This window comes from Trinickia sp. HAY1-2D (assembly GCF_056754935.1).
Window position 1 is genome coordinate 67,566 of the sequence record NZ_JBPGWX010000002.1, and the last position, 25,590, is coordinate 93,155.

A 25,590-nucleotide genomic window follows, 5' to 3' on the forward strand; every position below is an offset into this window, starting at 1 on the left:
CCATTCGTCGCTTGTCGCGCCGCTCGAGTCAAAAGGGTGGCGGCAGCGCCCCCAGCACCGATTCGATCGCAATGCCGATGGCGAGCAGCCTGCGATCGCTACCGAGCGGACCGTCGATCTCGATGCCGACAGGCAGGCCCGACGGTGTCAGGCCTGCGGGAATCGACAGACCGGGGATGCCGGCGATGCTCGCCGGATCGGTATGGCGCAGGTAGGCGGCCATTTCGTCGATGGGCTCGCCATTGCCGATCGTGACGACGGCGGAGCCTTCGATGTGGTCGATGTCGACCGCGGGTAGCGGCGTAGTCGGAAAGAGCAGCGCATCGAGGCCCGCCGTGTCGAATATCGATGCGTAGCGTCGTTGCAGCTCGGGGCGCAGGACCTGAATGGCATGCGGGTACGCCTCGGCATAGGTGCCGGCAAGCGTCGCCTCATAGATGCGCCTGACATCCGGGCTCGCAATGCGCTCGGCCAACGCGCCGAGCGTTTGCACCGGAGCGCCGTTTGCGGCGAGCCACGCGGGCACATCGTCGCCAAGCTCGGCAAACGCGATGGGCAGGCTGATGCGCTCGCAAATCGACATGACCTCTGTCAGCTCCACATCGACGAACGTCACACCAGCTTTTTCGAGGCGCTCGCGCGCCGCATGGGCAATCGCTTCGACTGTACTGTCGAGTTGCCGCCAGCAATCGCGCGGCAGGCCGATACGCAAACGCGCGAGTTCGATCGCGGGCAGCGCGGTATCGCCGGTCGCGATGCCGTCGATGAAGGCGAGGTCCGCGGCGGTGCGCGCCATCGGGCCGACCGTATCGCGCGTATGGCTGATCGGCACGACATCGTGTTCGTTGCGGTAGCGACGCTCGGCCCCGCCGTTTCCGACGGAGGGCCGCAAGCCGGCTGTACCGGTGAGGGCCGCGGGAATGCGCGTCGAGCCGCCTGTGTCCGTCCCTAGCCCGGCGGGCACGATGCGCGCGGCGAGCGCCGCGGCGGTGCCGCCGGATGAGCCGCCGGGTATCTTCGAGCGATCGTAGGGGTTGCGAACCGGCCCGGCGTGCGCAGCGAGGTTCGTGCTCGTGATGCCGACAGCCAGCTCGTGCATATTCGTTTTTCCGAGCACGATGGCGCCGGCCTCGACGAGCCGTGTCACGGTCGGCGCGGTGGTGGGTGCGACAAAACCTGCGAGCGCCGGTGTGCCGGCGCAAGTCCGCGTGCCCTTGACGTTGATGTTGGCTTTCACGGCGATCGGCAAGCCGGCGAGCGGGTAGCGCGCGCGCTCGTTGCCGGTGAGGCCGTCGATTCGCGAAGCAGCCGCAATGGCGCTTTCCGTTTCGAGGGTGATGAACGCGTGAAGCGAGCTGTAAGTGTCGGCACGCGCGAGCAGTGCCGTTACATAGTCGACGGCTTTCAGCCGCCCCGATCGTATCGCTTGGACAGCTTGCCGTGCGTCCAATGCCCAGCGTTGCGCGATGGTCGATGAGGTCATGCGGTATCTCCTGATTCGGTGAGCGCTTATTTATGAATGAACGGTCAATAAATTGCGGCGCTGCAGCCGGCCGCTGTCTGCGTCGAGCGCGACAAGCCCAATAACATGTCAGCTATTTTAGTAGTGACCGGCCCCAACTTCGGCTGGATCGCCGTCGATCACTCGTCGACACCTTGGCTTGATATTATGACTATTCAGTCAAGATATCAACCGGTGTATCGGACGGCTGCTCAGGTCCCTGCAAGCCGACGCCGGTGCTCCGATTGCACGCCCGGGCCATTGCGAGTAGCCTTCAAACCTGCGTCATTCATTCAACGGCAGCCCCACAACCCGTTTTCCTCATGAAAAGTGCAGCGCGTTCGTGTTTTGCCGTTGGCGGCATCGAGACATCGCTCGATGCTGCGCGCCGCTGCTGTCTCATTGCGTTTCCTCCTCCTGTCGCCTCGCCGCCCCCGTTCGGGCGGGTCGTCGCAGCGCTTGCACCGCCACACACGGCGGTGCTCGGCTAAGCGCCGACACTTCGTTTTCTCCTGCAGACCGGCCGTTCGGCCCGTGTAGCTGCGCCAAAGGGCGTAGATGCGGGTGCGCGAGTACGCGCGTGCGGATGCGTGCGCGTGTCCGTCGACGTGTGCCGGTCTGCCAGTTCAACGAATTCGACTGGCAGGTGAACTCATGGCTTGGTTCAAAACCGCTTTGGCGGCCTATGGTGCGACTGCGCTTTTTATTCTGCTTTGGAGCAGTGGCGCCATTTTTGCGGAAATCGGGGTGACGCATGCGAGCGCCTCGACGTTTCTGACGATGCGCTTTGCGCTTGCGACGATCATCCTTGCGCTCATCGGTGCAGGGCGGCACCGTTGGTTGCCGGCGCGCGGCACGCGCGTCCATGTCGCCGCCACGGGCGCGCTGATGATGGGCGGCTATTCGATCTGCTACTTCCTTTCGCTCGAGCGAGGACTGACGCCCGGGCTATTGGCGGCCATTCTCGGCGCACAGCCGATTGCCACGCTCGTTGTCACCGAGCGACGTTTTTCGGCGATGCGGATGGCCGGTCTTTTCATGGCGATGCTGGGCCTTGCGTCGATCGTGTTTCGCGGCGCATCGGCGTTGAATCCTTCGACGACCGAAGGAATCGCGCTCGCCCTTGCCGCACTTGCGAGCATTACGGTGGGGGCGATCATGCAAAAGCGCATCGTGCAGAAACCGATGGACGTGCTGCCCTTGCAGAACTTCGTAGGCTTGCTGCTTTCGCTGCCTCTCGGGGTTGCCGAATGGAACGGGTTACGGCTGGACGCACCGCTCGCCGTCTCCGTACTCTGGCTCGGGATTGTCATCTCGGTGCTTGCCCAATTGCTGTTCTATCGGCTCGTGCGCCGCGGCAATCTGGTCAATGTGACCAGCCTTTTCTATCTCGTGCCCGTCATTACGGCGCTGATGGACTACCTGTGGTTCGGCCACGCGCTGCAGCCGAGGGACGTCATCGGAATGATCTTGATTCTCGCCGGGCTGGCCCTGACGCTTCGCAACAAGGAGAAGGTGCACAGCGCGCCTCGCGAGATGACGCGTGAGCCGCGCGGCTAATGTCTCGTGGGCTGAACCGGTTCAGTGCAAGCGGGCGGAATCGGGTGGCCGGATACAATGCGGCAGCGTTGCATCGATCCGAATACATCCGATTCCCTCTATGTCCGAATCCGTCCGGGCCTTTTTACTCGGTCCGCTGTTGAAGAGCGTTTCACGCTCGTTTTACCTGACGCTGCGCATCTTGCCCGCCGGCATGCGCGACCCCGTTGCGCTCGCTTATCTGCTCGCGCGCGCGGCCGATACGATCGCGGATACATCGCTGATCGACCCGGCGCAGCGGCTCGAGCTCTTGCTTGCATTGCGTGCCAGCGTGAATGGCGCGCCGCCCGACGACGGCTCGCTCGTGCGTCGCCTCAGGGATGACGTGGCGAGCCAGCAAGGGCATGCCGACGAAAAATTGCTGCTCGAATCGCTCGGTGGCGCATTCGACGCCTTGACGCAATTGGATACGGCAGACCGGGACGCGGTGCGCGAGATCGTGACTACGCTGACGATGGGCATGGAGTTCGATCTGCGCACCTTCCCTGACGAACGTTCGGGCCAGCTCGGCGCGCTCGCGACGCTCGACGATCTGGACCGCTACACCTATCTCGTCGCGGGCTGCGTCGGCGAGTTCTGGACCAAAATGACCTACTCGCATCTACCCGGCACGCTCAAAGAGGCGGCCGCGACGATGATCGAGCGCGGGGTCCGCTTCGGCAAGGCGTTGCAGATGACGAACGTGCTGCGCGATTGCGCGAAGGATTTGCGTATCGGGCGCTGTTACCTGCCTGAGCGGATGCTCGAGCGCTTCGCATTGACGCCGCAAGACTTGCTCGCCCCCGATGCCTCGTCGCGCGCCCGGCCGCTGCTGTTCGAACTGGTCGGCAAGACGCTCGAGCTGTACCGCGATGCGCTGGCCTATACGTTCGCGATTCCTGCGCGCTCGGTCCGTTTGCGTCTGGCCTGCATCTGGCCGATTCTGATCGGCCTCGAGACGCTTGCGCTGCTTGTCGAAAACGACCGATGGCTCGATCCGGCATGCGTCTCGAAGGTCGGCCGCTCGCGCGTGTACGGCATCGTTGCGAAATCGAGCATGGTCGTCATGTCGACGCGGACCTTGAACGCTTGGGCGGAACGGCTCATCGGCACGATCGAAGCGCGCATCGGTGGCCGTGTTGGCGGGCAAGCGAGTACCGCTCGATCGTGAAATAATCGCCGGGTCCGCGCGACTGGCGCCTGGAGATGGACCACCATCGGGAAACGCGGACAGTGCCCGTGAATCGGGTGCATTGCCGCGCGCCTGGGCGTCGTCCTTCTTTCCTTCTCCGAGGAGTGATGCAATGCCCACGTCCAGTTCGTTGCTCGCTTTTGGCCTCGTCGCGCTCGGCATGGCGCTGACGCCCGGCCCGAATATGGTCTATATCGTCTCCCGCTCCATCTGTCAGGGCAGCGCCGCCGGCCTGGTCTCACTGGGCGGCGTCGCACTTGGCTTCGTCTTGTATATGGTTGCCACGGCATGCGGCATTACGGCCTTGCTGATCGCGGTGCCGCTTGCCTACGATGTGCTGCGCTTCGGCGGCGCGCTTTATCTGGGCTACCTTGCATGGCAGGCGCTCAAGCCGGGCGGACGCTCGCCGTTCCAGGTTCGGGACCTGCCTGCCGATAGTCCGCGCAAGCTCTTCGTCATGGGCTTTTTGACCAACATGCTCAATCCGAAGATTGCGGTGCTCTACCTGTCGTTGCTGCCGCAATTCATCGATCCGCAACACGGCCACGTCCTCGCGCAGTCGCTCGCGCTCGGCTCCCTCCAGATCGTGGCGAGCCTGACGGTCAACTCGGTCGTCGCTCTGTCTGCTGGCACGATTGCTCGATTTTTGGCCGGAAGGCCCCTCTGGCTCGTCGCTCAGCGGTGGCTCATGGGCACGGTACTGGCGGGGCTCGCGGTCAGAATGGCGACGGAAGCGCGGCGCTGAAGGGGCGAGCCGCTCGAAAGTGCGTTTGATGGCGTGCTGCTTCGGATCGAAGCGGTCGTGAACGCCGCGCCGCTATAGAGTTCGGCGGTATTCCAAACGCAGCGAGTGGTGAGCCGATATGATCAAGGGTCCCGAGGGAAGCGACGGGTTGCCGCCACGCCCCGTCGATGGTGGAACAGGCAGCGAGGCTGCTGATGGGACGGGAGACAATGCCTCCCAGCCTATGCCGGGCTCTGCGCACAGAGGAGGCATCAATCCGCGACTGAGTGGGTTGGTCCCGGGTGCTGACGCAGCCGCGGTGAGCGGGGGGCGTGCATCGCCCGGGAATCCTTCGCTCGCCGAGCTTCAGCTATCGCTGGACAGGCTCGTGGCCGACGTCGAGCGGTTCTCCGATCTGCAGCCGTTGCTCGGTCCGCAAGACGCTTCAGCGCGGCCGCCAGTCATCGACGGCCTGCCCGATTCAGCGAAAGACTATCTGCTGGCCGGTCTCACCGGCCGCATTCAAGCGATGCCGGAAGGGGAACGGCCCGCCGCCGAACTGGCCATTTCCATGGCGACCGATCGATCACCGGCGTTGGCAGAGCGAACCGCGTTGCTACTACTCCCTTCTTCGATTCTGCCCGCATATGAGCAAAGCACGAAGCTGAGCAAGTATGCCGCCCGTGCCAGCGATCTGAAAGACGTGCAAGCGGTATTGGCGCAACAAGCGCTCGCGGGGCCGCCGCCGCTGCCCCACGAAAGGCTCGAATCGACTGCGCGCTTCATCGGCGCCCCGGAACTCGGGCTGGTTGCGCGCCCAAAGCCGCTTTGCGTGTTAGCTATGCGAATAGCCGACGATGCATTTCCGGCGGCGCATCGCTACGCCGCTGTTTCGCTCGTGCTGGGCGCCATCGGCGAAGTACAGTTCAAGCGCCACCGGGTCGAGCCATTGGCCGATACGGCGGAGGCCGCCTCGTCGGTGGAGGATGAATCCCTTCGTACCGAAATGTACGAAGCCGTGTTGGAGGCGGTCCAACAACTCTGGCACGAGAGAGAAGAGGCGCCGGACAAGGCGGGCGAGATCACCGGGGCCGACTATGCCCACATGGTCCTGAGCCTTTCGCTGAATTTCCGTTGTTTGAATGGCGACACGGGTGGCATCCGAGATAAATTGCGGCTTGTAATCGAAGAGCTCCCCGAACGAGAGCAGCGTGAAACGGCTTACAACGCTCTCGCCGGCTGAAAAAGTGCCGGGCGGTGGTTCGCACCGGTAGTTGCCCGGCATCCCCCTTCAACGACGCGTCGCCTGATTCGCATCCGGATAATCGAGCTTCGGATACCAGTCGGTGCCGCGCCCGCCCGGCGTCAGATCGAGAATGGTCCAAAGCGGCATCAGATCGGGCGCGCCGCGGGGGTCTTGCCCGGGATCGGCCGTCTCGGGTCCCATCTCGCCCGCATAGAAATGGTGAATGGCGCCATTGCGGCGAACGAATACATTGATTGCCGGGTTATCGCCCGTGTCCGGATCTTCATGGGCGTAGTCGACATTGAACCTGTTGCCGCCCGACGAAAACAGCCGCAAATGGCGCCAGCCCCTTTCATTCTTGAAAGCGACGAGCCGATCGATGGGCGATCGTGCGACGACGGCCAACGCGACTCGCTGCTCGATGTCGCGCGCCTCGCCGTCGAGCGCGCTCAGAAATGAGGTGCACATCGGGCAGGGGCGCTCGCGCCGTGGGCCGAACATCCAGTTATAGATGACGAGCGTATCGTGCTTGCCGAACATGTCGGACAGCGTTGTGGAGCCGTGCTCGCCTTGAAAGCGATAGTCCTGCGGCACGGCGCCGCCGACCGGTAACGCGCGGCGCATCGCCGCGACGCGCTCGATCTGGCGCCGCAATTCGATTTCCTGTTCGAGCAGTGCATTGCGGGCTTTGCGGTATCCCTCGCTTTCGCCGGGAAAGCGGTACTTCGATTGGGCAAGGAGTGTGGCGGGCTTCAATGCGGGTGTGGATGTGTCTGCTTGACTCATGGAGCGTCTCCTTAGGAGTGCCGAACGAATGGGGGCGGAGCGCCGGTATCGATGACCTCGCCTCGGCATCGGCTCCCCCTTTTCGACGACGAACGAGCCCCGCCAGAATCGACACATCGCCACGAGTTTTGTGTTTCTGCATTTTTCGCGCCCGTTCGTCACACGAGGCTGGCGGCGCTTACGAAAAGCTGTCGCCGAGCGATGCGCGAATCGGATAAGTGTCGTAGATGATCAGCAGCCGCGCGATGCGACCCGCCTCGTCGAACTCGAATACATCGACACATTCAAACCGCACGGTCGGCCCGTCCTTGAGCGCCCATTCATAGACGAAATATCCCGTGGCGCGCGCGGCGCCCGTCGTGCTGACGCAGACATCGATCGGCGTAATGCTGCTTTGCCCCGACGCCGCCGACAGTTTCTCGAAGAACGGGCGCGGCGACACCCAGCCCAGCAAGGGCGAATACACCTGAGCATCAGACGCGAAGAGCGCGCAAATCGCCGCTGCATCGCCGCGTTCGAGCTGGCTCAGGTACTCGCGTATTCGGCTGGTATAAAGTGATTGCGCGGATGTCATTGCGAATTCCTCCATTCATCCGTTATCAAATACCGCACGCGCGATCTCTATGTGGCTACACGTGGGGCGGCTTCGGGACAGACGATATCGACGCCCAGATGAACCAACAATCGAAAAATTCGCAAACGGGCCATGAGCCGCTTGCATACCCGCTCGCCGAACTGACGCGTCCGTTTCCGACGCTCGCGGGCCTGCAGGTTTTCGTTGCCGTGGCGAGCCTCGGCAGCCTCACGAAAGCCGCGGTTCATCTGTGCCGCACGCAAGGCGCCGTGAGCCGGCAAGTCCAGCAGGTCGAGGCGCACTATGGATGTGCGCTGTTCGTTCGCCATGCAGGGGGGCTGACGCTGACGCGCGAAGGCGAGCGCTTGCTCGAAGTCGCGTTGCGCGTGCTCACTGAACTGAGCGATTACGCGCGCACGCGAATCGACGAGATCTCGATCGTGACGTTGAGATTGCCGTCGACGTTTGCCGTGCGGTGGCTCTTGCCGCGCATGGCACAGTTCGAGCGTGCGATGCCTGGCGTTGAACTGCGCATCGCCACGTCATCGGACGATCGCCCCGATTTCGCTCGACAGGATATCGATGCGATGGTCGTGCGGGGCAGGGGCCCGTGGAGCGGCATGGAGGCGGTCGAGCTTTTTCCCGAGTCGCTGACGCCGATGTGTGCTCCCGCGATCGCCGCATCGATTCGCTCCATTGACGACCTGAGACGAACGGTGCTCCTGCATGCCGGGCCGAGCCGCGCGGAGTGGCGTTGTCGGCTCGATGCGATCGGCGGCGCGGGTATCGATGTCACGAAGGGGCCTGCGTTGGACACGCTCGAACTCGCGCTGGCTGCGGCAGCCGACGGCCACGGTGTGGCCATCGGCGATCCGCGCATGGCCCGCGAACGGCTGCGCGAAGGCGTGCTCGTTGCACCGTTCGAGGAGGTCGCGCTGAATGGCGCGTCCTATTTTCTCGTCTACCCGTCGCAAAGCGGCGAGCAGCGGAAGATACGAGCACTGGCCGCCGCGCTGGCTACGCTCGCGCGCAACGAAGACGGCCAAGGTTCGATGGCTCAGGCGTAAGCGATGGCGTCATTCGCCGATTGCGCGCGCCGTCCCGTCCAGTTCGTGATTGAGCACGCGCTGCTCTTCATCGGACAGGCCGCCGCCGTGCTGCGCGGCCATATCGCGCGCTTCCTGGCGAATGACGTCAAGACGATGGTGCAGTGCGTTGCCTTGGGGAGGCGGGTAATAGCCTCCGTTGACGTGCCAGTCGATGCGGCGGCCGAGATTGTCGATGCGACTGTTGACCTGACCGAAACGCTCCAGTGCGACCTCGCGCGGGTTCGGGCGCAGCACTGGTGCGGGCGCCGGTACAACGACCTGGCGCGGCGGCGGTGGCTGATTGACGACGCAGGCGCTCAGCGACGCGATCAATGCGCTGCAAGCGAGCGCGCGAACCATTGTTTTCATCGTTTCGTTATCCCTTGTGATTTGCACGGCAGGGAGCGCCGCGGTCGACGTTCCCCTCCGGGGGATAAACGCGCCAGATGCCCAATGCGATGACAACGATCGGCGCGGTGCCGCGGCGGGTCAAGCCCCCATGCGCTCGAATCGCAGGCGTCGCCCTTCGCGCACGCTGCGCTCGGCGAGCTCGATGATCGTCATGACATCGACTGCATCTTGCGGCGAGACCGGGAATGGCTCGCCATCGCGAATGGACGCGGCCAGCGCGCGATAGAACTCGGGGTATGCACCGGTGAGCGTCGGCCATTGCCGCTCGATTTCACGCTCGCCTTCGAGCACGCGCAGCGTGGCCGGCCGATTGTCCGCTCCGAAGCCCGCGTTGCCCGGGCGAAGACCCGCTTTCAATTGGTCTTCCTGTGTATCGAGACCGTACTTCACATAGCTGCCGAGCGTGCCGTGAATGGCGAACCGGGGCGGCTCGATCGCGCAAAGCGCGCTCGCATGCAGGACCGCTTCCTTGTCCGGATAGCTGAGCAGCAGATGCACGTAATCGGCTGCGCCCGCGCCATCGCGATGCACCTTGACCGTGGCATAAACCGTTTCAGGCGGCCCGAACAGCACGAGCGCCTGATCGATCAGATGCGGACCGAGATCGAAGAGCAGGCCGCCGCCGCGCGACGCCTGCTCGCGCCAGCGCTCGCGCACCTGCGGGCGGAACCGGTCGAAATGCGATTCGTAGTGCGCGACGCGGCCCAGCGTGCCCTTCGCCAGTAGTTGACGCACGGTAAGGAAATCGCCGTCCCAGCGGCGATTATGGAAGGGCGCAAAGACCAGATTGCGCTCGTGCGCGAGGCCGGCGAGCGTGACCGCCTCCGCGGCACTCAGCGTCACGGGTTTATCGACGACCACATGCTTGCCCGCGCGAAGGACCTGCGCCGCCATATCAAAGTGCGTATCGTTGGGCGTGGCGATGACGACACATTCGATGTCGTCGAGTGCGAGCAGCGCGTCCAGGTCCGGGACGGCTCGCGCTTTCGGATAGTCGGCGAGCGCCTTTGCGGGCTGGCTCGTGGCGATGGCGGCGAGGCAGGCGTAAGGTTCGTTCGGTCGCTGCGCGGGCGCGCCGCAGTGCGCGATGACCGGTGCGTGAAACGTCGCGCCGGCGAAGCCGTATCCCATCAAGCCGATCTTTACGGATGTCGTCATCGTAGGGGACCTCTGGTTTGTCGTGGATGCCCGTGCTCGTGCGCGTCGCACGCATCGCAACAGGCGGCATGCGGCGCATGGAATTCGGGACGATGAAGCGTGCATTGTGGCACGCGTCGCCCGCCGCTTTGCAAGTGCCCATGCGCAAGCGTCTTGGGGCCAAAGCGATCGTGTGCTGCTCGTGTTAACATCGCGCACTCGCCCTCGATGGCATCGTCCGGAGCGCACGCGTGTGCGCCTTCGCGCGAGCCGCCAAACTGTAAGATCCACCAGAAATGTCCGCAGGATTGAATCCCGCCCAAAGCGAGGCGGTCCGCTATCTCGACGGCCCGTGTCTCGTGCTGGCCGGCGCCGGTAGCGGGAAGACCCGCGTCATCACGCAAAAGATCGCGCACCTGATCGAGGCGAAGGGCTTCGAGCCGCGCCATATCGCCGCCGTCACCTTCACGAACAAGGCGGCCGCGGAGATGCGCGAGCGCGTCGGCAAGCTGCTCGAAGGCAAGACGCTCACGGCGCCGGGCAAGGAAGGGCGCAAGGTGCCCGTGAACCAGTTGACCGTTTGCACGTTTCATTCGCTCGGCGTGCAGATCCTGCGGCAGGAAGCCGAGCATCTCGGCCTGAAGCCGCAGTTCTCGATCATGGATGCGGACGATTGTTTCGCGATGATTCAAGAGCAGGTGGGCTCGACCGACAAAGGCTTCATTCGCAAAGTCCAGACGATCGTCTCGCTCTGGAAAAACGGTCTCGTGACGCCGGAAGAGGCCATGGCCACGGCGTCGAACGAAGACGAGCACCTGGCCGCGATCGTCTATCGCAACTATGTCGCGACGTTGCATGCGTATCAGGCCGTCGATTTCGACGACCTGATTCGCCTGCCGGCCGAACTCTTCGCGAAGAACGAGGCTGTACGCGAGCGTTGGCAGAACAAGCTGCGTTACCTGCTCATCGACGAATACCAGGACACCAACGCCTGTCAGTACGAACTGCTCAAGCTGCTGGCCGGGCCACGCGCGGCGTTCACGGCCGTGGGCGACGACGATCAGGCGATCTACGGCTGGCGCGGCGCCACGCTCGAGAACCTCGCACAGCTCGGCAAGGATTTTCCGAAGCTGCATGTCATCAAGCTCGAGCAGAACTATCGTTCGACGGTGCGCATTCTGACCGCGGCGAACAACGTCATCGCGAACAATCCGAAGCTCTTCGAGAAGAAGCTGTGGTCCGAGCACGGCATGGGCGACTCCATCACCGTGACGGCTTGCAACGATGAAGAGCATGAGGCCGAATCGGTCGTCTTCCGGCTGTCGGCCCACAAGTTCGAGCGGCGCGCGCAGTTTCGCGATTACGCCATTCTTTATCGCGGCAATTTCCAGGCGCGCATCTTCGAGCAGGTTTTGCGGCGCGAGCGGATTCCTTACGTGCTCTCCGGCGGGCAATCGTTTTTCGACAAGGCCGAGATCAAGGACATCTGCGCCTACTTGCGCCTGATCGCCAATCCGGACGACGACCCCGCCTTCATCCGCGCTGTGACGACACCGCGGCGCGGGATCGGCAACACCACGTTGGAAGCGCTGGGCTCGTTCGCAGGACAAGCGAAGGTGTCGTTGTTCGAGGCTGTCTATATGGGCGGAATCGAGGCGCGCTTATCGGCACGGCAAGTCGAGCCGTTGCGGGTTTTTTGCGATTTCATGCAGCGCATTGCCGAGCGTGCGACTCACGATGCCGCCACGACGCTGCTCGACGACCTCATGGAGGCGATCCATTACGAGGCGTATCTCTACGACACGTTCGACGAGCGTCAGGCGCAATCGAAATGGCAAAACGTCCTTGAATTTCTCGAATGGCTCAAGCGCAAAGGTACGAAGCCGGAGGTCGAGGAACCGGAAGACGGCGACGCGACCGGCTACGACAATGCCGATGGCCTTGCCGATACGGGCAAGAACCTGCTGGGTTTGATTCAGACCGTCGCGCTGATGTCGATGCTCGACGGCAAGGAGGAAGACCCGGACGCCGTGCGCTTGTCGACCGTGCATGCGTCGAAGGGGCTCGAGTATCCGCACGTGTTTCTCGTCGGGGTCGAGGAAGGGATCATGCCGCATCGCGGCAATGCCGAGGACGACGAGATCGATGACGCGCGCATCGAGGAAGAACGGCGGCTCATGTATGTCGCCATCACGCGTGCGCAGCGCAGCCTGCATTTGAATTGGTGCAAGAAGCGCAAGCGCGCGAGAGAGACCGTGGTGTGCGAGCTGTCGCGATTCATCGCCGAGATGGGGCTCGACGAGGCGCCGCCACCGACCGCCGAGGAGGCGCCGATGTCGCCGAAGGATAGGCTTGCCAGCCTCAAGGCGCTGCTGCAGAAGGGGTGAGGCGCGCGAAACCGCGCGGCAGGCTTCGCGCGCGCATCGATCGGTTTCGCTTCGACCGATGCGCTTGATTGCCTTCGGTTCCCTACTCGATGAGCGGGCTATTTGGCGGCATTGACCATATAGTCGACGGCCGCTTTGACCTCGGCATCCGGTGCGTTCGAGCCGCCTTTCGGGGGCATCGAGCCTTTGCCGTGAAGTGCGTAGTTGTAGATCGTGTCCATCGGATCTTTCAGGCGCGGCGCCCATGCCGCCTTGTCGCCGAACTTCGGTGCATTGAGCACGCCGGCGGCGTGGCAGGCCTGGCAAACCTTTTCGTAGAGCGCCTTGCCGGCCTGCGCGGTGTCCGCGCTTGCCGTGGCCGCGGCAGGCGCGGCGGCGGGAGCCGTGGCGTTCGTCGATGCCGAAGCGGGGACTCCGCCCGTTTGAGCGGTCGGCATCGAGGCAGCCGTTGCCGCGGTTTGTTCGCTGGCGGCTGCCGTCGGGTTGGCCGATTCCGCTGCGGTGGGGCTTGCCGGCGCGGCGGCCGTTGCGGCTGCGCTCGAGCTTGCGCCTTGAGCGGGTGCCGGTGGCTCGGGGAAGTTCGCGCCGCCGTGATCGGCCATATAGACGACTGCGCGTGCGATTTCGTAATCGCTGTAATCGTCCGGAGTCGTGCCGCCGCGCGCGGGCATGGCGCCTTTGCCGGTCAAGGCGGTGTGCAGCAGGGTGTCGAAGCCTTGGGCGATCCGGGGCGCCCAGGCGCTGCTGTCTCCGAATTTCGGTGCGCCTGCGGCGCCGGTGGCGTGACAGGTCGAGCAGACGGCCTTGAAGACTTCTTCGCCGGTCTTGTAGACGTGGGGCGCGTTAGCGTCTCGTACGGTGACTTGCGCGAGGGGCGCGATGCGTTTTGCTACGGCGGAATCTTTGGCTTCGTCGGTGCCGGCGCCGGTGCGCACCGTCTGGTTGACGTTATAGGCCAGGAGCCAGATGACGACGATGGGAATGGCGAATGCGGCGATGACTGCTGCAATCAGTTGCCCGGGGGTTTTGATCGGGGCTCCGTGTGGTGCTTCGCTCATGCTTGACTCGTCTCCCGGTGGGTATTGTTGGTGAGCGGTACAGCGTGACGGCAACGGCTTGACGGCAACAACTTAATTCATTCAGTCAAACACGGCGATTATAGACGGAAGGTTTTCGCGGCGGCCAGACGCGTGCAGGAATGCTGCCGGCCGCGTTTACCCGTAATTGGGGTGGGAAGAGACGTTTTTCGGGCGGCGACGCTTAGCGGGGAAGGAGTCGCGCGGGGGCGTGCGGTGGACGTGTCGCGTGAAACCGGGTATCCTCTCGGTCTCGCTCGGCGCTGCGCCCTCCCGGTCGCGGCGCCTTCGTGTTCAAGCGAAGCGCCCGTAGCTCAATGGATAGAGTACTGCCCTCCGAAGGCAGGGGTTGCTGGTTCGATCCCAGCCGGGCGCGCCAAAATTCGAACTGATGCTAGGTGGCTGAAACCTAGGAGAATCAAGGCCCTGAGGCAAATGCCGAGGGCCTTTTGCATTTCGAGCGCCGCCAGGAACCTCGCTATGCGCCATTTGGCGGGAATCGGGCAGAGCTGAGAATAGTTTTCGCCTGTGAAGAAGGGCGGCGCCGACGAAATCTTACGAATGGTTTGAATTGTGTTTGACGGCGAGTGCACCGTTAAGCGGGGCGAGTTGCTTGTAGTAAAGACGGGTAGCGCAAAGAGGGCCGTCCGGCATTAGCGCGTAATTGGGGATCGTTCCGCACGCAAGCCAGCCACCGCGTTCGTAGAGGCGCTCGGCGACGGGGTTGGCGGTGTCCAGCACGAGCAGTGACTTGCCGGCCTGCAACGCCGCCGCCTCAGCATGTCGCAGTAGCTCTGTGCCGACGCCACGCCCGCGGGCGCGGCGATGTACTAGCATCTTCGCGAGATCGCCGCGATGCGGTTGATTCTCGGGCTGGTCCAGCAGTACCTGCACAGTACCAACGCAGCCTTCTTCGTCTTTCGCGATCAATAGGATGCGCGCACCGCAGGCCACGCTCGCTCCTACGCCGCGCCAAAATTCCATCGCCTTGTGACGTTCTAGCGGCAGCATGAAGCTAACGGATGCGCCCCCCTCGACGCAATCTATCAGTAGGTCGCATAGCTCGCCGAGTTCTTGTTCGGTGATCGCCTTGACAGACTGAATAACGAACTTTTTCAATTTCCATCTCCAAAGCAACATCCGCTCGGGTGCGACATGATCACGGCATAGCGGGCGGGTTCGTTGGCGACATTGCGGTACGAGCGACCCCGATTCAACGCTGGAGAGTCGCCGCCTCGATCGTGAACGATGCCTAGCGCGCCCGCTGACGTCGTGCGATCAGCCGGCAGCCAAGCCAAGTCGCGATCGCTAAGACGACACCAACCAACGCTGAGCACGCCAAAATCGCGAGGATGATGGCGATCGTCTCGATGTCGTCCGTGTTGTCGAGTTGGCTGGCGCCAGTCAGGCGAATCCCCGCACGGATGCCAGAGTCGAGCCAGGACGGCATTTCATAAGGCAGGCTCGCGACGAACTGTGCTAGCCACCACCCACCCACCAGCGCAACCAGCACGTTGGCAAAAATAAAGAGAGCTTTCTTCATCGAACTTCGACCGTGCCGTAAGCCTTGAACTCAGCGCCAGGAACCGACAGCGTCGGGGCGCTCGGCCGCAGATAGGTTGCGGTCCCACAGGTCGCGGAGCGCCCCGACCTGCACACAACAACCCGGCTTCGGTCGCGACGGCCTTCTTAGACCTAGTGACGGTACCGTCATCAGGTTCAATGTCAGTTCCGCGCCGCGTGTGCTGAAACAGTTTCAGCAGCCCGCCGCAACGACCGCCCTCGACGATTTGAGAGTCCCGCTCAACGTTTCAGCGTCGTACGGCCTTCGTCCGGATCAATGCCGTGTTGACGCAATAGCTTCGTCAGGCGTGCGACCCGAAACCATAGCCCGACGGCCGTCACTGTGACGACCGTCGAATACACGTTGTCGTTGCCGATCCATCGCGACAGGAAGATCACGCCGGCAACGAACCCAAGCGCGCAAAGCAGCAACAGGCCGCGATCGATGAGCCATGCTTTCATCACTTCAACCCCGTGCCCGCTCGCGCATGCATCCCGTACGTCGCGCCCTTTGGGGGGCGCCCTTTTTACCGCACACCCGTCACACAGCGGGCCTCATGCCAGCTGTTGAGCCACGCTTCGAGCCGATCAGGCGGCAGCGGTCGACTCAAATGGAAACCCTGCGCCAAGTCGCACTCGAGATCGGTCAACCGTTGCAAGACAGCTTCCGACTCCACGCCTTCGGCAACGACCTTGAGCCCCATGTTGTGGGCAAGATCGATCGTCGAACGCACGATCGTTTCGTCGTCCCTGTTCTCGGTCATCCCCATAACGAACGATTTGTCGATTTTCAATTCATCGACAGGCATTCGCTTCAGATACGACAACGAAGAATAGCCGGTTCCGAAATCGTCGACGGAGAGTCGTATGCCTAGCGCGTGCAATCGATCGAGTGTTTCGATCGCATGATTCGGGTCGTCCATGATCGCGCTTTCGGTGATCTCGATCCACAACAATTCGGCCGGGACATTGTATTTGCGCAGCAACCCCGAGAACGTGTCGGGCAGCGACGACTGAATCAGCTCGCGCGCCGAAACATTGATGGATATAGCCAATTCGATGCCGACCTCACGCCACATCGCGCATTGCCGAATGGCCTTGTCTGCAACCCAATACGAAATCGTCTTGATGTATCCCGTCTGCTCGGCAAATGGGATGAACTGATCGGGCGACACGTAGCCGCGCGTAGGGTGATCCCATCGAACCAATGCCTCTACGTATTTGACCGTCTGCGTCGAGAGATCGACCTTCGGCTGATAGAACAGCAACAACTGATCTTGCTCGACCGCGCGCCGCAACTCGCTCATCAGCGAAAGCCGCTCGGCGCTGCTGTTATCGTAGCGCTCCTCGTAACGCGCCACGCCTGCATTCGATCGCTTCGCGACGTACATCGCAATGTCGGCTCGCCGCAGCAGCACGTTCATGTCTACGCCGTTATCGGGAAATGTGACGATGCCGATGCTTGCGCCGACGTCGACGGGCTGTCCCTCGATCGAGATCGGCTGCTCGAGCGCCTTCAGTATTTGAATGGCGACTCGCTCCGCATCGGCGAGATCGGCATCGGGCAACAGCACGCCGAATTCGTCGCCACCCAAGCGGGCCACCAAGCCCGAATGAACCGCCAACGCATCGCGCAAACGCAGCGCCACTTCGCGCAGCAGCAAATCGCCGATCGGGTGTCCGAGCGTATCGTTGACGTACTTGAAGCGATCGAGATCCATCAGCATGACGCCGAACGGCGTTTCGTTCGGGAGGGCCTCCGCAATGGCTTGCTGCAGCCTGTCGCTGAACATCGCGCGGTTGGGCAGGCCCGTCAGGCGATCGGTGTAAGCGAGCTCGGTGATCCGATGCTCACGGCGCGAAATACCTTCTTGCATGCGGTTGAACGCCTGGGCGAGCTCACCGATTTCGTCTTGATGGCTGACGGCGATCGGCTCGGCATAATCGCCGGAGCCGACGCGGCGCGCGAAATGCTTCAGCGCGGAGATCGGGCGCGTTACGCTGCGGGCCGTCACGATGCTGCCCGCGATCGACAGCAAGACGCCGATCAGCGTAATAACGAGCAGGGTCGACTGCAGCCGATGAAACGGCGCCATCGCGGCCGTCAGCGAGCGCTGGAGCACGACGACGACCGGCTTGCCCGTGGAGGTCAGCGAGATCACACGCGTCGCGTAGCGATCGTCCGCCACATCGCTCGGGTTCATGTGGGCAGTACGCTGGGCCGACAGCGTGCTCGCCAACGTGGTCCAGCGTCCATCAGGCTGTTGATCGAAGAAAGAAACGTCGAGCGAGGTCAAGCTCGCCATCTCGCGCGCCATCCTGTCGTCGATCAGAAAACCCATCGCGACCCAAGCCACGGGCAGCGGCGCTTTGACGGGCACGGCGACGAGTTGATAAAGACGCCCGTCGATTACGTCGATCGCAGAGCGCTCGCTCCCGTGCGTCGCGGTCTGCATCAACGCGCGAAAGGGGAACGCCTGGCTGCCGTGCGTATAGCCGCGGCTATCGGCAATGAGCTTGCCGTCGAGACCGGCCAGGATCACGAGGTCGGCGTCGATGCGGCTGCCGTGGTTTCTCAGCGCCGAAACGACGGTGCTTTCGTGATGCGTGGCGACGGCCTCGCGAAATCCGAAATCGGCCGCCACGACCGTGGCCGCTTGCGTCAGCTTTTCGGCGTTGGTGCTCAGCACTTGCCGGAAGACGCGCTCAGCGACAGCGAGTTGCTCTTGCGCGTTGCTGATCGCATTGCGTTCGATGACCGAACTGATGACGACATACGCTGCCGCTTGCGCCCCCAGCATCATCAGCACGACGACGAACGCAATTCTCGCGCGCAGGCTTTTGAATCGCATGGCGCTCACCTATTCGCTCTCGAGTTGAAGGGTGAACGCTGCGGGCTCGCCAGCGCCGGCGCTGGCCGAGACATCACGCGAGGGACGTTGCTCAGGCGCGGCCATCCGATAGTGCCAGACGGCGAGCCGATAAGCGCCGCCCGGCACATTGTCGATCGATGCTTGGCCGCGGGCGTCGGTCTTCGCAAACCAAGGCGTATCGACGACGAGCAAGTACGCGATCATCTGATCATGGATGTTGCAGCCCATCACCACTAGCCCGGGTTTGTCGAACATCACAGGCTTAGCCGGCACCCCGTGATAAAGATGCAGTTCGAACCGCTTGGCCGGCGAGAACGAATAGACATCGTGCTCGATGTTGTCGCGGTTCGGAAAGGCGACGGCAGTGCCGGTCTGCACGACAGACACCAATGGCACGAAGCGCCGCTTGATTTGATCGATGATGGCTTTTGGCCGTTTCGACACCGGCGCTTTCACCTTCATGTCGATCGGCATGGCGTAGACGACCGCATCGACTACCGGTGCGCCCGTTTGATCGACGACGGACGCACGCAACTGCTCCGCCCCTGCGCTGGCGGCGTGCAAGCACAGCGCGCTGACAAGGCACGTCAGCCCCACGCTCCGCATAGTTCGCATGTCGATCTCCCCGTACCGACGGGTGCGCATTCGCGCGTCCTCGCTCACACCGAGATCGCCTTGATCTCGTCATCGGCGATCTTGGATGTCGTGCGCCATCGGCATCAGCTTGGCCAGCAGCTTGTTCTGCGCATCGACGGGAATGTGATTCTTCTGCATCGCCTGTTTCAGATCGTCGATCCCGGCGGCGAATGCTTTGCCGTCGATGCCCAATCCCTCGTGTGTCCGCTTCATCGAACGGCCGGTATAGACGCAGGGGCCGCCCGTCAACGCACAGAATTGCTGATTGAGCATTTTTTCGATATGCGGAATCGATGCGCCGTCAAAAAACGATTTCGTTCTCGGATCGTCGAGCATTCGATCGTAGAAATCGTCGATGACATGTTCGATACCTTTTTTGCCGCCGAATTGGCGATAGAGCGAATCGTCGGCGAACGCGGGCGTTGAGATCGTCGCGGCCAGCGCTGACATCGTCAGCATGCAATGAATCGAAAGGCGGGAGAGCGTGCGCATCAAAGCTACTCGCTGAATGAGGCGTCGCCGTCTTGCGAACGACGACGCACGGAAATGCCGTCCGGCACGGCATTTCGCACTGTATGGGTCTGGGCGCGCCGGCGCCCCCTTACGGAAATAGCGACATGCGCGAGCGACTGATCCCTTTCAAGGTAGACGAAATGCGCGTCACCGTCGCTCTTTTGCGTTATCGGCCTGAATCGAATCGACTTGAGTGGGGGGAAAGCACTTACGGAGAATCGCGGAATATTTTGAATGTAAACGTTTTACATTTCGCGTCCTCACGGCGCGAGGCACGGCGAATGAGGCTGGGATGGCCTTGTTTCAGCGCGAAGAGCCCCTGGCGAGCTTCGGAAGCGACTGCTGTCGGCGTACGATATCGATCAAAGTCATCAGCGCGGGGTGCTTGTAACGGCGGCTGCCGTAGTAAATGTGAAACGGGTCTTCGTCGAACGCGTGTTTCTTCAACACGATTTGCAATTCGCCTCGCGCCAGCTCGTCGGCGATACGGGCCTCGAGCACATACGCGATACCCAGCCCCGCCTTGCATGCGCCGATCGTCGTGGCCGTGTCGTTGATCGTCAGTAGGCCGGGTACTCGAAGGCGGCGAGCCTCGCCGCCATCGTTGACCTCCCATCGATAGCTCGAGTTGTCCCCGAGCAGCAGTTGAAGGCACGTGTGATCGGACAGATCCTTGAGGCTGCGCGGCGAGCCGTGTCGCTCGAGATAGTCCGGCGAGGCCACCATGACCCATCGCTGGGGCCCCGTCAGCGGCACCGCGACCATATCCTCCGGGACGTAATGCCCGTAGCGAATGCCGGCATCGTAACCCTCGGCCACGATGTCGATCGGCCTGTTTTCGACGACGACCGTCAGGCGCACGTCGGGACACATGCGCGTGAACTCCGGCAACGCCGGTGCGACCAGCAAATGCGCGGCGTCCGCGAACACGTTCAAGCGGATTTCTCCGAGCCGTGCCGTGCCGGGAGCCTCGAAGGTTTCGAGCGCCGAGCCGATTTGATTGAAACCTTCCTCCAACCGCGCCGCAAGATCGCGTCCGGCCGCGGTCGTCGAAACGGATCGGCTGCTACGGTTGAGCAACTTTGCGCCGAGGCGATCTTCGAGCCGGCGCATGGCATGGCTGACGGCCGACGGCGTTTGCCCCAGTTCGATCGCGGCGAGCCTGAAGCTGCGGCACCTGACGATCGCTAAAAACGACTTCAAATCCGCGAAGTCGATTCGGTCTGATTTGCTCATGATGAATGATATTCAATAGCGCAATGAATCCAGTTCATTCTACGCCGTGCAATCATTGCCTCTGAACCGATGCAACGGCGGCGACAGGCGGCGCTTGCCAAGGCTGCGAACGAAGCTTTTCGAGAGGAAACGTATGCCGAATTTCGAGCACATGCGGATCAGTGATTTGGCCGGCACGAGGGTTTTCGTCACGGGCGCGTCGACCGGGATCGGAGCCGCGGTGGCTCGCGCATTCGCAGCACAGGGCGCTCACGTCGTCGCTCACTTCAACCGTAGCAAGGCGGCCGCTGAAGCGCTGCGCGCCGAATGGCCGGACCGTATCGAGCTGATTCAAGGCGAGCTGGGCGAACCGGGCGCTGCGTCGAGCGTCGTGCAGGCCGCGGCGAACATGCTCGGCGGCCTCGACGGACTCGTCAACAACGCCGGCGGCATGTTGGGGCGCATTGCCTCGACGGACATGCCGCCCGGTCATTTCGATGAGGTCGTCAATCTGAACGCCCGCTCGGTCTGGGAGGCGACGGTGGCCGCTCACCCGTTTCTGAAGGCGGCCGGCGGGTACGTCATCAATACTTCATCCGTGGCCGCGCGCACCGGGGGCGGCGCGGGCGCAGTGCTTTACGCCGCCACTAAAAGCTTTGTCAGCAGCCTGACGCGCGGCCATGCCAAGGAGTTCGTCCGCGACGGCATACGGGTCAACGCGGTGGCGCCCGGTCTCATTCAAACGCCGTTCCACGATAAATACACGCCGCCGGAACTGCTTGCTCAGCAAACCGCGTCGGTGCCGATGGGGCGCGAAGGCACGCCCGAGGAATGCGTTGGCGCATTTTTGTTTCTCGCTTCTCCCGCGCTGTCCGGGTATATCACCGGCCAGATCATCGAAGTGAATGGCGGGCAACTGATGCCTTGAAAGAGGAAAGACAATGAATCAACGGCCATTTGGCAATATTGGGCAAGTCGTTTCAGAGATCGGCTTTGGCGCGTGGGCGATCGGCGGCTCATGGGGCGAGGTGTCGGAAAGCGATGCAAAGGCGGCGCTGCATGCGGCGCTCGACAGCGGCACGACGTTTATCGACACGGCCGATGTCTACGGCGATGGCCGCTCCGAGCGCATCATCGCGGCCGTGCTGAAGGAGCGCGGCGGGCCGAAACCCTTCGTCGCGACCAAGGCGGGTCGCCGGCTCGACCCTCATGTGGCGCAGGGCTATACGGCGGCCAATTTGAATGCGTTCGTCGACCGGTCGCTCAAGAACCTCGACACTGAATGTCTCGACCTGGTGCAGCTGCATTGTCCGCCGACTGAGGTCTACTACCGGCCGGAGGTTTTCGATGCCATGGACGCCATGGTCGCAGCGGGAAAGATCCGCCACTACGGCGTCTCGGTGGAAAAAGTCGAGGAAGGTCTGAAGGCGATCGAATACCCCGGCGTCAAGTCGGTGCAGATCATCTTCAACGTATTCAGGCAGCGTCCCGCCGATTTGTTTCTTCGGCAAGCGCGCGAGAGAGGGATTGCCGTGATTGTTCGTGTTCCGCTCGCGTCGGGCCTGCTGACGGGCAAAATGACGGCGGAAACGGCGTTTGCGGCCGACGATCATCGCCATTTCAATCGGGAGGGGCAGGCGTTCGACAAGGGCGAAACATTCGCGGGTGTGCCGTTCGATGTGGCGCTCGAAGCCGTGGATGAAATCCGGCCGCTCGTTCCGCCGGGCGTCACGATGGCGCAATTCGCGCTGCGTTGGATTTTGATGAACGAGGGCGTGACGACCGTAATCCCCGGGGCCAAGAATGCGGAGCAAGCCAAGGCCAATAACATGGCAAGCGACTTGCCGCCGCTGACCGACGCCGCAATGGCCGCGCTGCGAAAGTTGTATTTGGACAAAATCGCGCCGTATGTCCATCAACGGTGGTGATGGCGCTCCCGATGCGGGAGGAGCTGGCCGGACGGGGGGGCAGTATGCGCTCTTCCGGCCTTCGGCTCTGCCTTGTAACCTGCCGTCCGCCGCACTGTTGTACTAGAATCGCCAAACAGTATTTGCCGGAATCTGCACTCGCCCCTTCCAAATCGAAGCGAGTTTTCATGACCAAAGCTTTTATTGCCATCGCCATCGGCATCGGCTGTCTGATCGCGGCGATTTTTACAATCCATTCGACGCGCGATTTTCTTCGTGCGTCTGTCGTCGTTCCGGGCCGCGTAATAGCGCTCAATGCGGGCGGAAGTCACCCGCAGATCGCATTTGTCACGCAATCGGGCGAAGCCATTGCCTATCCGCAAGGTGGCATGATCTTCGGCATGAAGATCGGCGATGCCGTGCAAGTTCGCTATCTCCCCGAAACGCCCCGACATAGTGCGACGCTCGATCGGTTCGGCGCGCTGTGGGATACCACGCTGTTTTTGGCGGTGCTGGGCAGCGCTGCGATCGTCTGCGGCTTGTTGAATCTGCCGTCGCGCCAATGATCCGAGCTCTTGAGGAGTGCACCGATGTCTCTCCTGAGACCCAGTAAATGGACCTATACGACAGGCGCGACGGGCGGCGTCAGCATTGAGTTCGTCGTCGCTTCCGGAGGCACGATCGTTCTCAACGACCCGGCCCAGCAAGAGCAGGACTTTCATTACGGCGGTATCGGCGTGGGCCTCGGTTTTGGAGCTAAGCTGCCGAAAATCAAGCTGCCCAAGATGACGTTGCCCGAATTGAGGTTGCCGAAAGTGGCGGGGCGAGAAGTTGGCGGCGCGGGCTCGGCGAAATCCTTTCCGAGCAGCGGTTCGGTCTATATGACGAACGCCTTTCGCGGTGACGAGTTGACGCGCTCGAATATTCAGGGCGGCACTATCTATGTCGACGCGGGGGCAGGGCTCTTCGTCGGCGAAGCGGGCTCCGCCATGCTGCTCGGCATCAACCCCGCGATGCTCACGCTCGGGATCATGAATCCAGGATTCGCGTGGCTCCTCCATGATGCGATCGCGCACGCGCCGGCAGTGCTCGTCATGCATGGATTGACCGCAGGTGTGCAAGCCGGGGCAGGCGTTGGATTGCTCGCCGGCTATTTGCATTGACTTGATACGTCCCATAAGCGGACAACGCATCTGCTCGAAGCCGAACTCAAACCAACGGCCGAGCCCCTCGCCGAGCGGGACACCGAATCAGTACCGCGCCGGTCCGCGCCGATCGCACAACCAACCGCACGAAATTATTTGTCGACGCATACGATTCGAAAAAGCGCGCCAATATGGCGGCGAAAACGCTGAGGCTGATATCGACCAACGCCGCGTCATCGAATCCGACAGTGATTTCCATACCCCGCACGAAAGAAGGAAACGAATCGTCGAGCGACATCCATTCGATGGCCGGTTTCCAGCCGAGGCTCGCGAGCGCGTCGATGCAACGGCGCGCGGCGAGACTGGAGCGGGCGGCATGCTGCTCGAACAGCGCTTTCAGTGAAGGCAGCCCCGCTTGCGTGAGCTCGATTGCATGCGGCGTCAGCGCTGACAACAACCGCCATAAGGCACCATCGCCGCGCGGCAGTTCGGCGGGGCCGCTGGGGGGCGCCAATAGCCTGATCGGGCATGAAAGCGCCGTTTGCTCATTCGAGAGATCGCCATCGGGCGAATCGATCGGCAAGCTCGACGGCAGATCGCCGTTGGTCGCGGTCGTCTCCACGTCGAGTTGAGGTTGCGCGGCGCGAGCCGGCTTACCATCCAGCCCGACGAGCGATAGCAGCAAGTCGCCGTTCCTGCCGACGAGCGCGGCGTCTCGGTCTCGCGCGGCGATCCAGTAGACCGCCGAACCCGTGGCGCCCGGGCGATGTCCGAACGCACGAAATGGTTGCACCTCGATGCGCGTGCCGCGCTCGGCCCGCGGCGCCGTTTTGTCGGTGCCAGCGAGCTCCCCGAGCCAAACACTGTCGATCGAAAAGACTTCGGTCACGGACTCGGCGGCAAGCGGCACTGGCCGCACGGGATAGCGGGTGTCCGTCGGCGTGAGCACGATCGGCGCCGCTGGCCGTTTGAACAGGTTGATGACCGGCGTACAGCCGAGTTTGAGGGCGGAAGCGTCGAGCGTACGCAGCGCTCGGCCGGCCGCCGAATCCGCCTGTGCGCCGGATACCGCGACATGCAGCGTGATCCGCGCTGCCGGTCCTGCTGCTCGGCGCATTCGCCCCATGTCGATATCGACGAAATCGAACAGCTCGGGAAACGCAAAGTATTCGAGCAGACATTGAAAAGGCGTTGAAGCGCCGTGCGATTCGCGCGGCAATAGCCGATCGTTGTCGTCGAAGCCGACCTGCTCGAATGGCACGACCGGCAACGCTTTCCAACGCCCACTATCGTCCGCTTCGACGAATGCGGCGCGCGCATGCAACAGCATCGCATCGAGCAGGGCGCAAACGAGCGCTCGCGTGCCGGCAAGATGAACGCGCACACGCGACGATGGAACCGAATCGTCGAAGTGCTGCGTCGGTGTGATGGCTGCAAACGCGATCGAGAGCAGTCCCGAAGCATCGGGCGGGAGCTGTACGGTAGATGGTGCATAAATCGCGGGGGCGAAGCGCGCCGCATCGATGCGCAGCGTCGAAAGCGTCACGTCATGGACGGTCGTGAAGCGGCAATGCGCGGCGAGCGCATCGAGTTCGGTGCCGCGCTCCACGCGCTGGGGTTCGGTCAATAGATCGACGACGGGCGACGGATCGAACTGCGCGATCGCGCACGATGGCACCGTGCGCAAGTAGCCCGGATACAGCAGCTCGAGCAGTGGCTCGGTGAATTCCGGGTAATCGTCGCCGATCTTCACGCCGATGCGTGCCGCCAGAAACGCGAACGCCTGGCTCAGGCGTTCGACATGCGGCTCGTCGGAATGCCCGTTCGACAAGCCGAGCCGCGCCGCGATCCGCGGATAGCGCTTGCCGAACTCGGCCAACGCGTCGGCAATGAGACCGAGTTCGTATTCGTAGTGCGCAAGCAAGTCTTCCATCTACGCTCCATCGAACGCGGCATTGAAAGCCGTCAGCCGCCGCCTCGTTCCTTGTACCTGTTCGACCGTCACGGTTTTTTCAACTAAAAAACGTTTCATTTGGCA

The 25,590-nt window shown here is 62.6% G+C and carries 24 protein-coding genes, 1 tRNA gene and 1 riboswitch; of the genes, 11 read left to right on the forward strand and 14 right to left on the reverse strand.

The features are described from left to right. Positions 1 to 28: 28 nt before the first annotated feature. A complete protein-coding gene (iaaH, locus tag ACR9ZC_RS07200; protein WP_481579795.1) occupies positions 29 to 1,483 on the reverse strand; it encodes an indoleacetamide hydrolase in 1,455 nt (484 codons plus the stop codon). Between the two features lie 672 nt (positions 1,484 to 2,155). Between iaaH and ACR9ZC_RS07205 the strand changes: the two genes are divergently transcribed. From ACR9ZC_RS07205 to ACR9ZC_RS07220, 4 genes are all read left to right on the forward strand, one after another. Next, positions 2,156 to 3,061, forward strand: coding sequence for a DMT family transporter (locus tag ACR9ZC_RS07205; RefSeq protein WP_481579796.1), 906 nt, complete (start codon positions 2,156 to 2,158; stop codon positions 3,059 to 3,061). 100 nt (positions 3,062 to 3,161) lie between these two features. After that, complete coding sequence (locus tag ACR9ZC_RS07210; RefSeq protein WP_481579797.1) at positions 3,162 to 4,250, forward strand: phytoene/squalene synthase family protein; 1,089 nt, start codon at positions 3,162 to 3,164, stop codon at positions 4,248 to 4,250. Positions 4,251 to 4,258: 8 nt separating this feature from the next. Next, positions 4,259 to 4,356: riboswitch (ZMP/ZTP riboswitch) on the forward strand. A 27-nt stretch (positions 4,357 to 4,383) separates the two neighbouring features. Next, on the forward strand, positions 4,384 to 5,016 hold the full coding sequence (locus ACR9ZC_RS07215) for a LysE family translocator (RefSeq protein WP_481579798.1): 633 nt from the start codon (positions 4,384 to 4,386) through the stop codon (positions 5,014 to 5,016). Between the two features lie 367 nt (positions 5,017 to 5,383). Beyond that, a complete protein-coding gene (locus tag ACR9ZC_RS07220) occupies positions 5,384 to 6,238 on the forward strand; it encodes a hypothetical protein (RefSeq protein ID WP_481579799.1) in 855 nt (284 codons plus the stop codon). 48 nt (positions 6,239 to 6,286) lie between these two features. On the opposite strand, the gene ACR9ZC_RS07225 is transcribed toward ACR9ZC_RS07220, so the two are convergent. Together ACR9ZC_RS07225 and ACR9ZC_RS07230 are read right to left on the reverse strand one after the other, a co-directional pair. Beyond that, entirely contained in the window at positions 6,287 to 7,027 is a 741-nt protein-coding gene (locus tag ACR9ZC_RS07225; protein WP_481579800.1) for a DUF899 family protein, read from the reverse strand. A gap of 178 nt (positions 7,028 to 7,205) precedes the next feature. Continuing rightward, on the reverse strand, positions 7,206 to 7,601 hold the full coding sequence (locus ACR9ZC_RS07230; protein WP_440561974.1) for a nuclear transport factor 2 family protein: 396 nt from the start codon (positions 7,599 to 7,601) through the stop codon (positions 7,206 to 7,208). Between the two features lie 98 nt (positions 7,602 to 7,699). On the opposite strand from ACR9ZC_RS07230, the gene ACR9ZC_RS07235 reads away from it, so the two are divergent. Then, on the forward strand, positions 7,700 to 8,668 hold the full coding sequence (locus tag ACR9ZC_RS07235) for a LysR substrate-binding domain-containing protein (protein WP_481579801.1): 969 nt from the start codon (positions 7,700 to 7,702) through the stop codon (positions 8,666 to 8,668). 9 nt (positions 8,669 to 8,677) lie between these two features. On the opposite strand, the gene ACR9ZC_RS07240 is transcribed toward ACR9ZC_RS07235, so the two are convergent. Together ACR9ZC_RS07240 and ACR9ZC_RS07245 are read right to left on the reverse strand one after the other, a co-directional pair. Further along, positions 8,678 to 9,058: a hypothetical protein gene (locus ACR9ZC_RS07240; RefSeq protein ID WP_331567426.1), complete on the reverse strand. Its 381-nt coding sequence runs from the start codon at positions 9,056 to 9,058 to the stop codon at positions 8,678 to 8,680. A gap of 120 nt (positions 9,059 to 9,178) precedes the next feature. Further along, positions 9,179 to 10,258, reverse strand: coding sequence for an oxidoreductase (locus tag ACR9ZC_RS07245; protein ID WP_481579802.1), 1,080 nt, complete (start codon positions 10,256 to 10,258; stop codon positions 9,179 to 9,181). A 275-nt stretch (positions 10,259 to 10,533) separates the two neighbouring features. Between ACR9ZC_RS07245 and ACR9ZC_RS07250 the strand changes: the two genes are divergently transcribed. Beyond that, a complete protein-coding gene (locus tag ACR9ZC_RS07250; RefSeq protein ID WP_331567430.1) occupies positions 10,534 to 12,624 on the forward strand; it encodes a UvrD-helicase domain-containing protein in 2,091 nt (696 codons plus the stop codon). A 98-nt stretch (positions 12,625 to 12,722) separates the two neighbouring features. On the opposite strand, the gene ACR9ZC_RS07255 is transcribed toward ACR9ZC_RS07250, so the two are convergent. Beyond that, positions 12,723 to 13,682, reverse strand: coding sequence for a c-type cytochrome (locus ACR9ZC_RS07255; RefSeq protein WP_481579803.1), 960 nt, complete (start codon positions 13,680 to 13,682; stop codon positions 12,723 to 12,725). 321 nt (positions 13,683 to 14,003) lie between these two features. Between ACR9ZC_RS07255 and ACR9ZC_RS07260 the strand changes: the two genes are divergently transcribed. Next, positions 14,004 to 14,079, forward strand: a tRNA-Arg gene (locus ACR9ZC_RS07260). A 176-nt stretch (positions 14,080 to 14,255) separates the two neighbouring features. On the opposite strand, the gene ACR9ZC_RS07265 is transcribed toward ACR9ZC_RS07260, so the two are convergent. The 7 genes from ACR9ZC_RS07265 to ACR9ZC_RS07295 form a co-directional block, all read right to left on the reverse strand. After that, positions 14,256 to 14,819: a GNAT family N-acetyltransferase gene (locus ACR9ZC_RS07265; protein WP_481579804.1), complete on the reverse strand. Its 564-nt coding sequence runs from the start codon at positions 14,817 to 14,819 to the stop codon at positions 14,256 to 14,258. A 133-nt stretch (positions 14,820 to 14,952) separates the two neighbouring features. After that, the gene (locus ACR9ZC_RS07270) at positions 14,953 to 15,243 is read right to left on the reverse strand and encodes a hypothetical protein (RefSeq protein WP_331567488.1); all 291 of its coding nucleotides are present in this window, start codon (positions 15,241 to 15,243) and stop codon (positions 14,953 to 14,955) included. 260 nt (positions 15,244 to 15,503) lie between these two features. Further along, complete coding sequence (locus ACR9ZC_RS07275) at positions 15,504 to 15,725, reverse strand: hypothetical protein (protein ID WP_481579805.1); 222 nt, start codon at positions 15,723 to 15,725, stop codon at positions 15,504 to 15,506. Positions 15,726 to 15,790: 65 nt separating this feature from the next. Continuing rightward, positions 15,791 to 18,115, reverse strand: coding sequence for a putative bifunctional diguanylate cyclase/phosphodiesterase (locus tag ACR9ZC_RS07280; RefSeq protein WP_481579806.1), 2,325 nt, complete (start codon positions 18,113 to 18,115; stop codon positions 15,791 to 15,793). A 9-nt stretch (positions 18,116 to 18,124) separates the two neighbouring features. Continuing rightward, positions 18,125 to 18,751 carry a methylamine utilization protein gene (locus ACR9ZC_RS07285; protein WP_481579807.1) on the reverse strand — a complete coding sequence of 209 codons (627 nt, stop codon included), beginning with the start codon at positions 18,749 to 18,751 and terminating at the stop codon, positions 18,125 to 18,127. Positions 18,752 to 18,820: 69 nt separating this feature from the next. Further along, a complete protein-coding gene (locus tag ACR9ZC_RS07290) occupies positions 18,821 to 19,231 on the reverse strand; it encodes a group I truncated hemoglobin (protein ID WP_481579808.1) in 411 nt (136 codons plus the stop codon). 357 nt (positions 19,232 to 19,588) lie between these two features. Then, a complete protein-coding gene (locus ACR9ZC_RS07295; protein WP_481579809.1) occupies positions 19,589 to 20,521 on the reverse strand; it encodes a LysR family transcriptional regulator in 933 nt (310 codons plus the stop codon). Positions 20,522 to 20,672: 151 nt separating this feature from the next. Here ACR9ZC_RS07295 and ACR9ZC_RS07300 point away from each other — a divergent pair, with 151 nt between their 5' ends. From ACR9ZC_RS07300 to ACR9ZC_RS07315, 4 genes are read left to right on the forward strand one after another with little or no spacing between them, the layout of a single operon-like run. After that, positions 20,673 to 21,428, forward strand: a complete 756-nt coding sequence (locus ACR9ZC_RS07300) for an SDR family NAD(P)-dependent oxidoreductase (protein WP_481579810.1) — start codon at positions 20,673 to 20,675, stop codon at positions 21,426 to 21,428. 13 nt (positions 21,429 to 21,441) lie between these two features. Further along, complete coding sequence (locus ACR9ZC_RS07305; RefSeq protein WP_481579811.1) at positions 21,442 to 22,428, forward strand: aldo/keto reductase; 987 nt, start codon at positions 21,442 to 21,444, stop codon at positions 22,426 to 22,428. A gap of 11 nt (positions 22,429 to 22,439) precedes the next feature. After that, on the forward strand, positions 22,440 to 22,973 hold the full coding sequence (locus tag ACR9ZC_RS07310; protein ID WP_481579812.1) for a DUF3592 domain-containing protein: 534 nt from the start codon (positions 22,440 to 22,442) through the stop codon (positions 22,971 to 22,973). A gap of 24 nt (positions 22,974 to 22,997) precedes the next feature. After that, positions 22,998 to 23,570: a hypothetical protein gene (locus ACR9ZC_RS07315; RefSeq protein WP_481579813.1), complete on the forward strand. Its 573-nt coding sequence runs from the start codon at positions 22,998 to 23,000 to the stop codon at positions 23,568 to 23,570. Positions 23,571 to 23,616: 46 nt separating this feature from the next. Here the strand turns inward: ACR9ZC_RS07315 and tssF are convergent, their stop codons facing one another. Continuing rightward, positions 23,617 to 25,485 carry a type VI secretion system baseplate subunit TssF gene (gene tssF, locus ACR9ZC_RS07320; RefSeq protein WP_481579814.1) on the reverse strand — a complete coding sequence of 623 codons (1,869 nt, stop codon included), beginning with the start codon at positions 25,483 to 25,485 and terminating at the stop codon, positions 23,617 to 23,619. Positions 25,486 to 25,590: the final 105 nt, after the last annotated feature.

Excerpts from the sequence above, each read along its gene's own strand:
- iaaH (WP_481579795.1), bottom strand. The coding sequence starts at position 1,483 with ATGACCTCATCGACCATCGCGCAACGCTGGGCATTGGACGCACGGCAA.
- ACR9ZC_RS07205 (WP_481579796.1), top strand. The coding sequence starts at position 2,156 with ATGGCTTGGTTCAAAACCGCTTTGGCGGCCTATGGTGCGACTGCGCTT.
- ACR9ZC_RS07210 (WP_481579797.1), top strand. The coding sequence starts at position 3,162 with ATGTCCGAATCCGTCCGGGCCTTTTTACTCGGTCCGCTGTTGAAGAGC.
- ACR9ZC_RS07215 (WP_481579798.1), top strand. The coding sequence starts at position 4,384 with ATGCCCACGTCCAGTTCGTTGCTCGCTTTTGGCCTCGTCGCGCTCGGC.
- ACR9ZC_RS07225 (WP_481579800.1), bottom strand. The coding sequence starts at position 7,027 with ATGAGTCAAGCAGACACATCCACACCCGCATTGAAGCCCGCCACACTC.
- ACR9ZC_RS07230 (WP_440561974.1), bottom strand. The coding sequence starts at position 7,601 with ATGACATCCGCGCAATCACTTTATACCAGCCGAATACGCGAGTACCTG.
- ACR9ZC_RS07235 (WP_481579801.1), top strand. The coding sequence starts at position 7,700 with ATGAACCAACAATCGAAAAATTCGCAAACGGGCCATGAGCCGCTTGCA.
- ACR9ZC_RS07240 (WP_331567426.1), bottom strand. The coding sequence starts at position 9,058 with ATGAAAACAATGGTTCGCGCGCTCGCTTGCAGCGCATTGATCGCGTCG.
- ACR9ZC_RS07245 (WP_481579802.1), bottom strand. The coding sequence starts at position 10,258 with ATGACGACATCCGTAAAGATCGGCTTGATGGGATACGGCTTCGCCGGC.
- ACR9ZC_RS07250 (WP_331567430.1), top strand. The coding sequence starts at position 10,534 with ATGTCCGCAGGATTGAATCCCGCCCAAAGCGAGGCGGTCCGCTATCTC.
- ACR9ZC_RS07255 (WP_481579803.1), bottom strand. The coding sequence starts at position 13,682 with ATGAGCGAAGCACCACACGGAGCCCCGATCAAAACCCCCGGGCAACTG.
- ACR9ZC_RS07270 (WP_331567488.1), bottom strand. The coding sequence starts at position 15,243 with ATGAAGAAAGCTCTCTTTATTTTTGCCAACGTGCTGGTTGCGCTGGTG.
- ACR9ZC_RS07275 (WP_481579805.1), bottom strand. The coding sequence starts at position 15,725 with ATGAAAGCATGGCTCATCGATCGCGGCCTGTTGCTGCTTTGCGCGCTT.
- ACR9ZC_RS07280 (WP_481579806.1), bottom strand. The coding sequence starts at position 18,115 with ATGCGATTCAAAAGCCTGCGCGCGAGAATTGCGTTCGTCGTCGTGCTG.
- ACR9ZC_RS07285 (WP_481579807.1), bottom strand. The coding sequence starts at position 18,751 with ATGCGAACTATGCGGAGCGTGGGGCTGACGTGCCTTGTCAGCGCGCTG.
- ACR9ZC_RS07290 (WP_481579808.1), bottom strand. The coding sequence starts at position 19,231 with ATGCTGACGATGTCAGCGCTGGCCGCGACGATCTCAACGCCCGCGTTC.
- ACR9ZC_RS07295 (WP_481579809.1), bottom strand. The coding sequence starts at position 20,521 with ATGAGCAAATCAGACCGAATCGACTTCGCGGATTTGAAGTCGTTTTTA.
- ACR9ZC_RS07300 (WP_481579810.1), top strand. The coding sequence starts at position 20,673 with ATGCGGATCAGTGATTTGGCCGGCACGAGGGTTTTCGTCACGGGCGCG.
- ACR9ZC_RS07305 (WP_481579811.1), top strand. The coding sequence starts at position 21,442 with ATGAATCAACGGCCATTTGGCAATATTGGGCAAGTCGTTTCAGAGATC.
- ACR9ZC_RS07310 (WP_481579812.1), top strand. The coding sequence starts at position 22,440 with ATGCGGGAGGAGCTGGCCGGACGGGGGGGCAGTATGCGCTCTTCCGGC.
- ACR9ZC_RS07315 (WP_481579813.1), top strand. The coding sequence starts at position 22,998 with ATGTCTCTCCTGAGACCCAGTAAATGGACCTATACGACAGGCGCGACG.
- tssF (WP_481579814.1), bottom strand. The coding sequence starts at position 25,485 with ATGGAAGACTTGCTTGCGCACTACGAATACGAACTCGGTCTCATTGCC.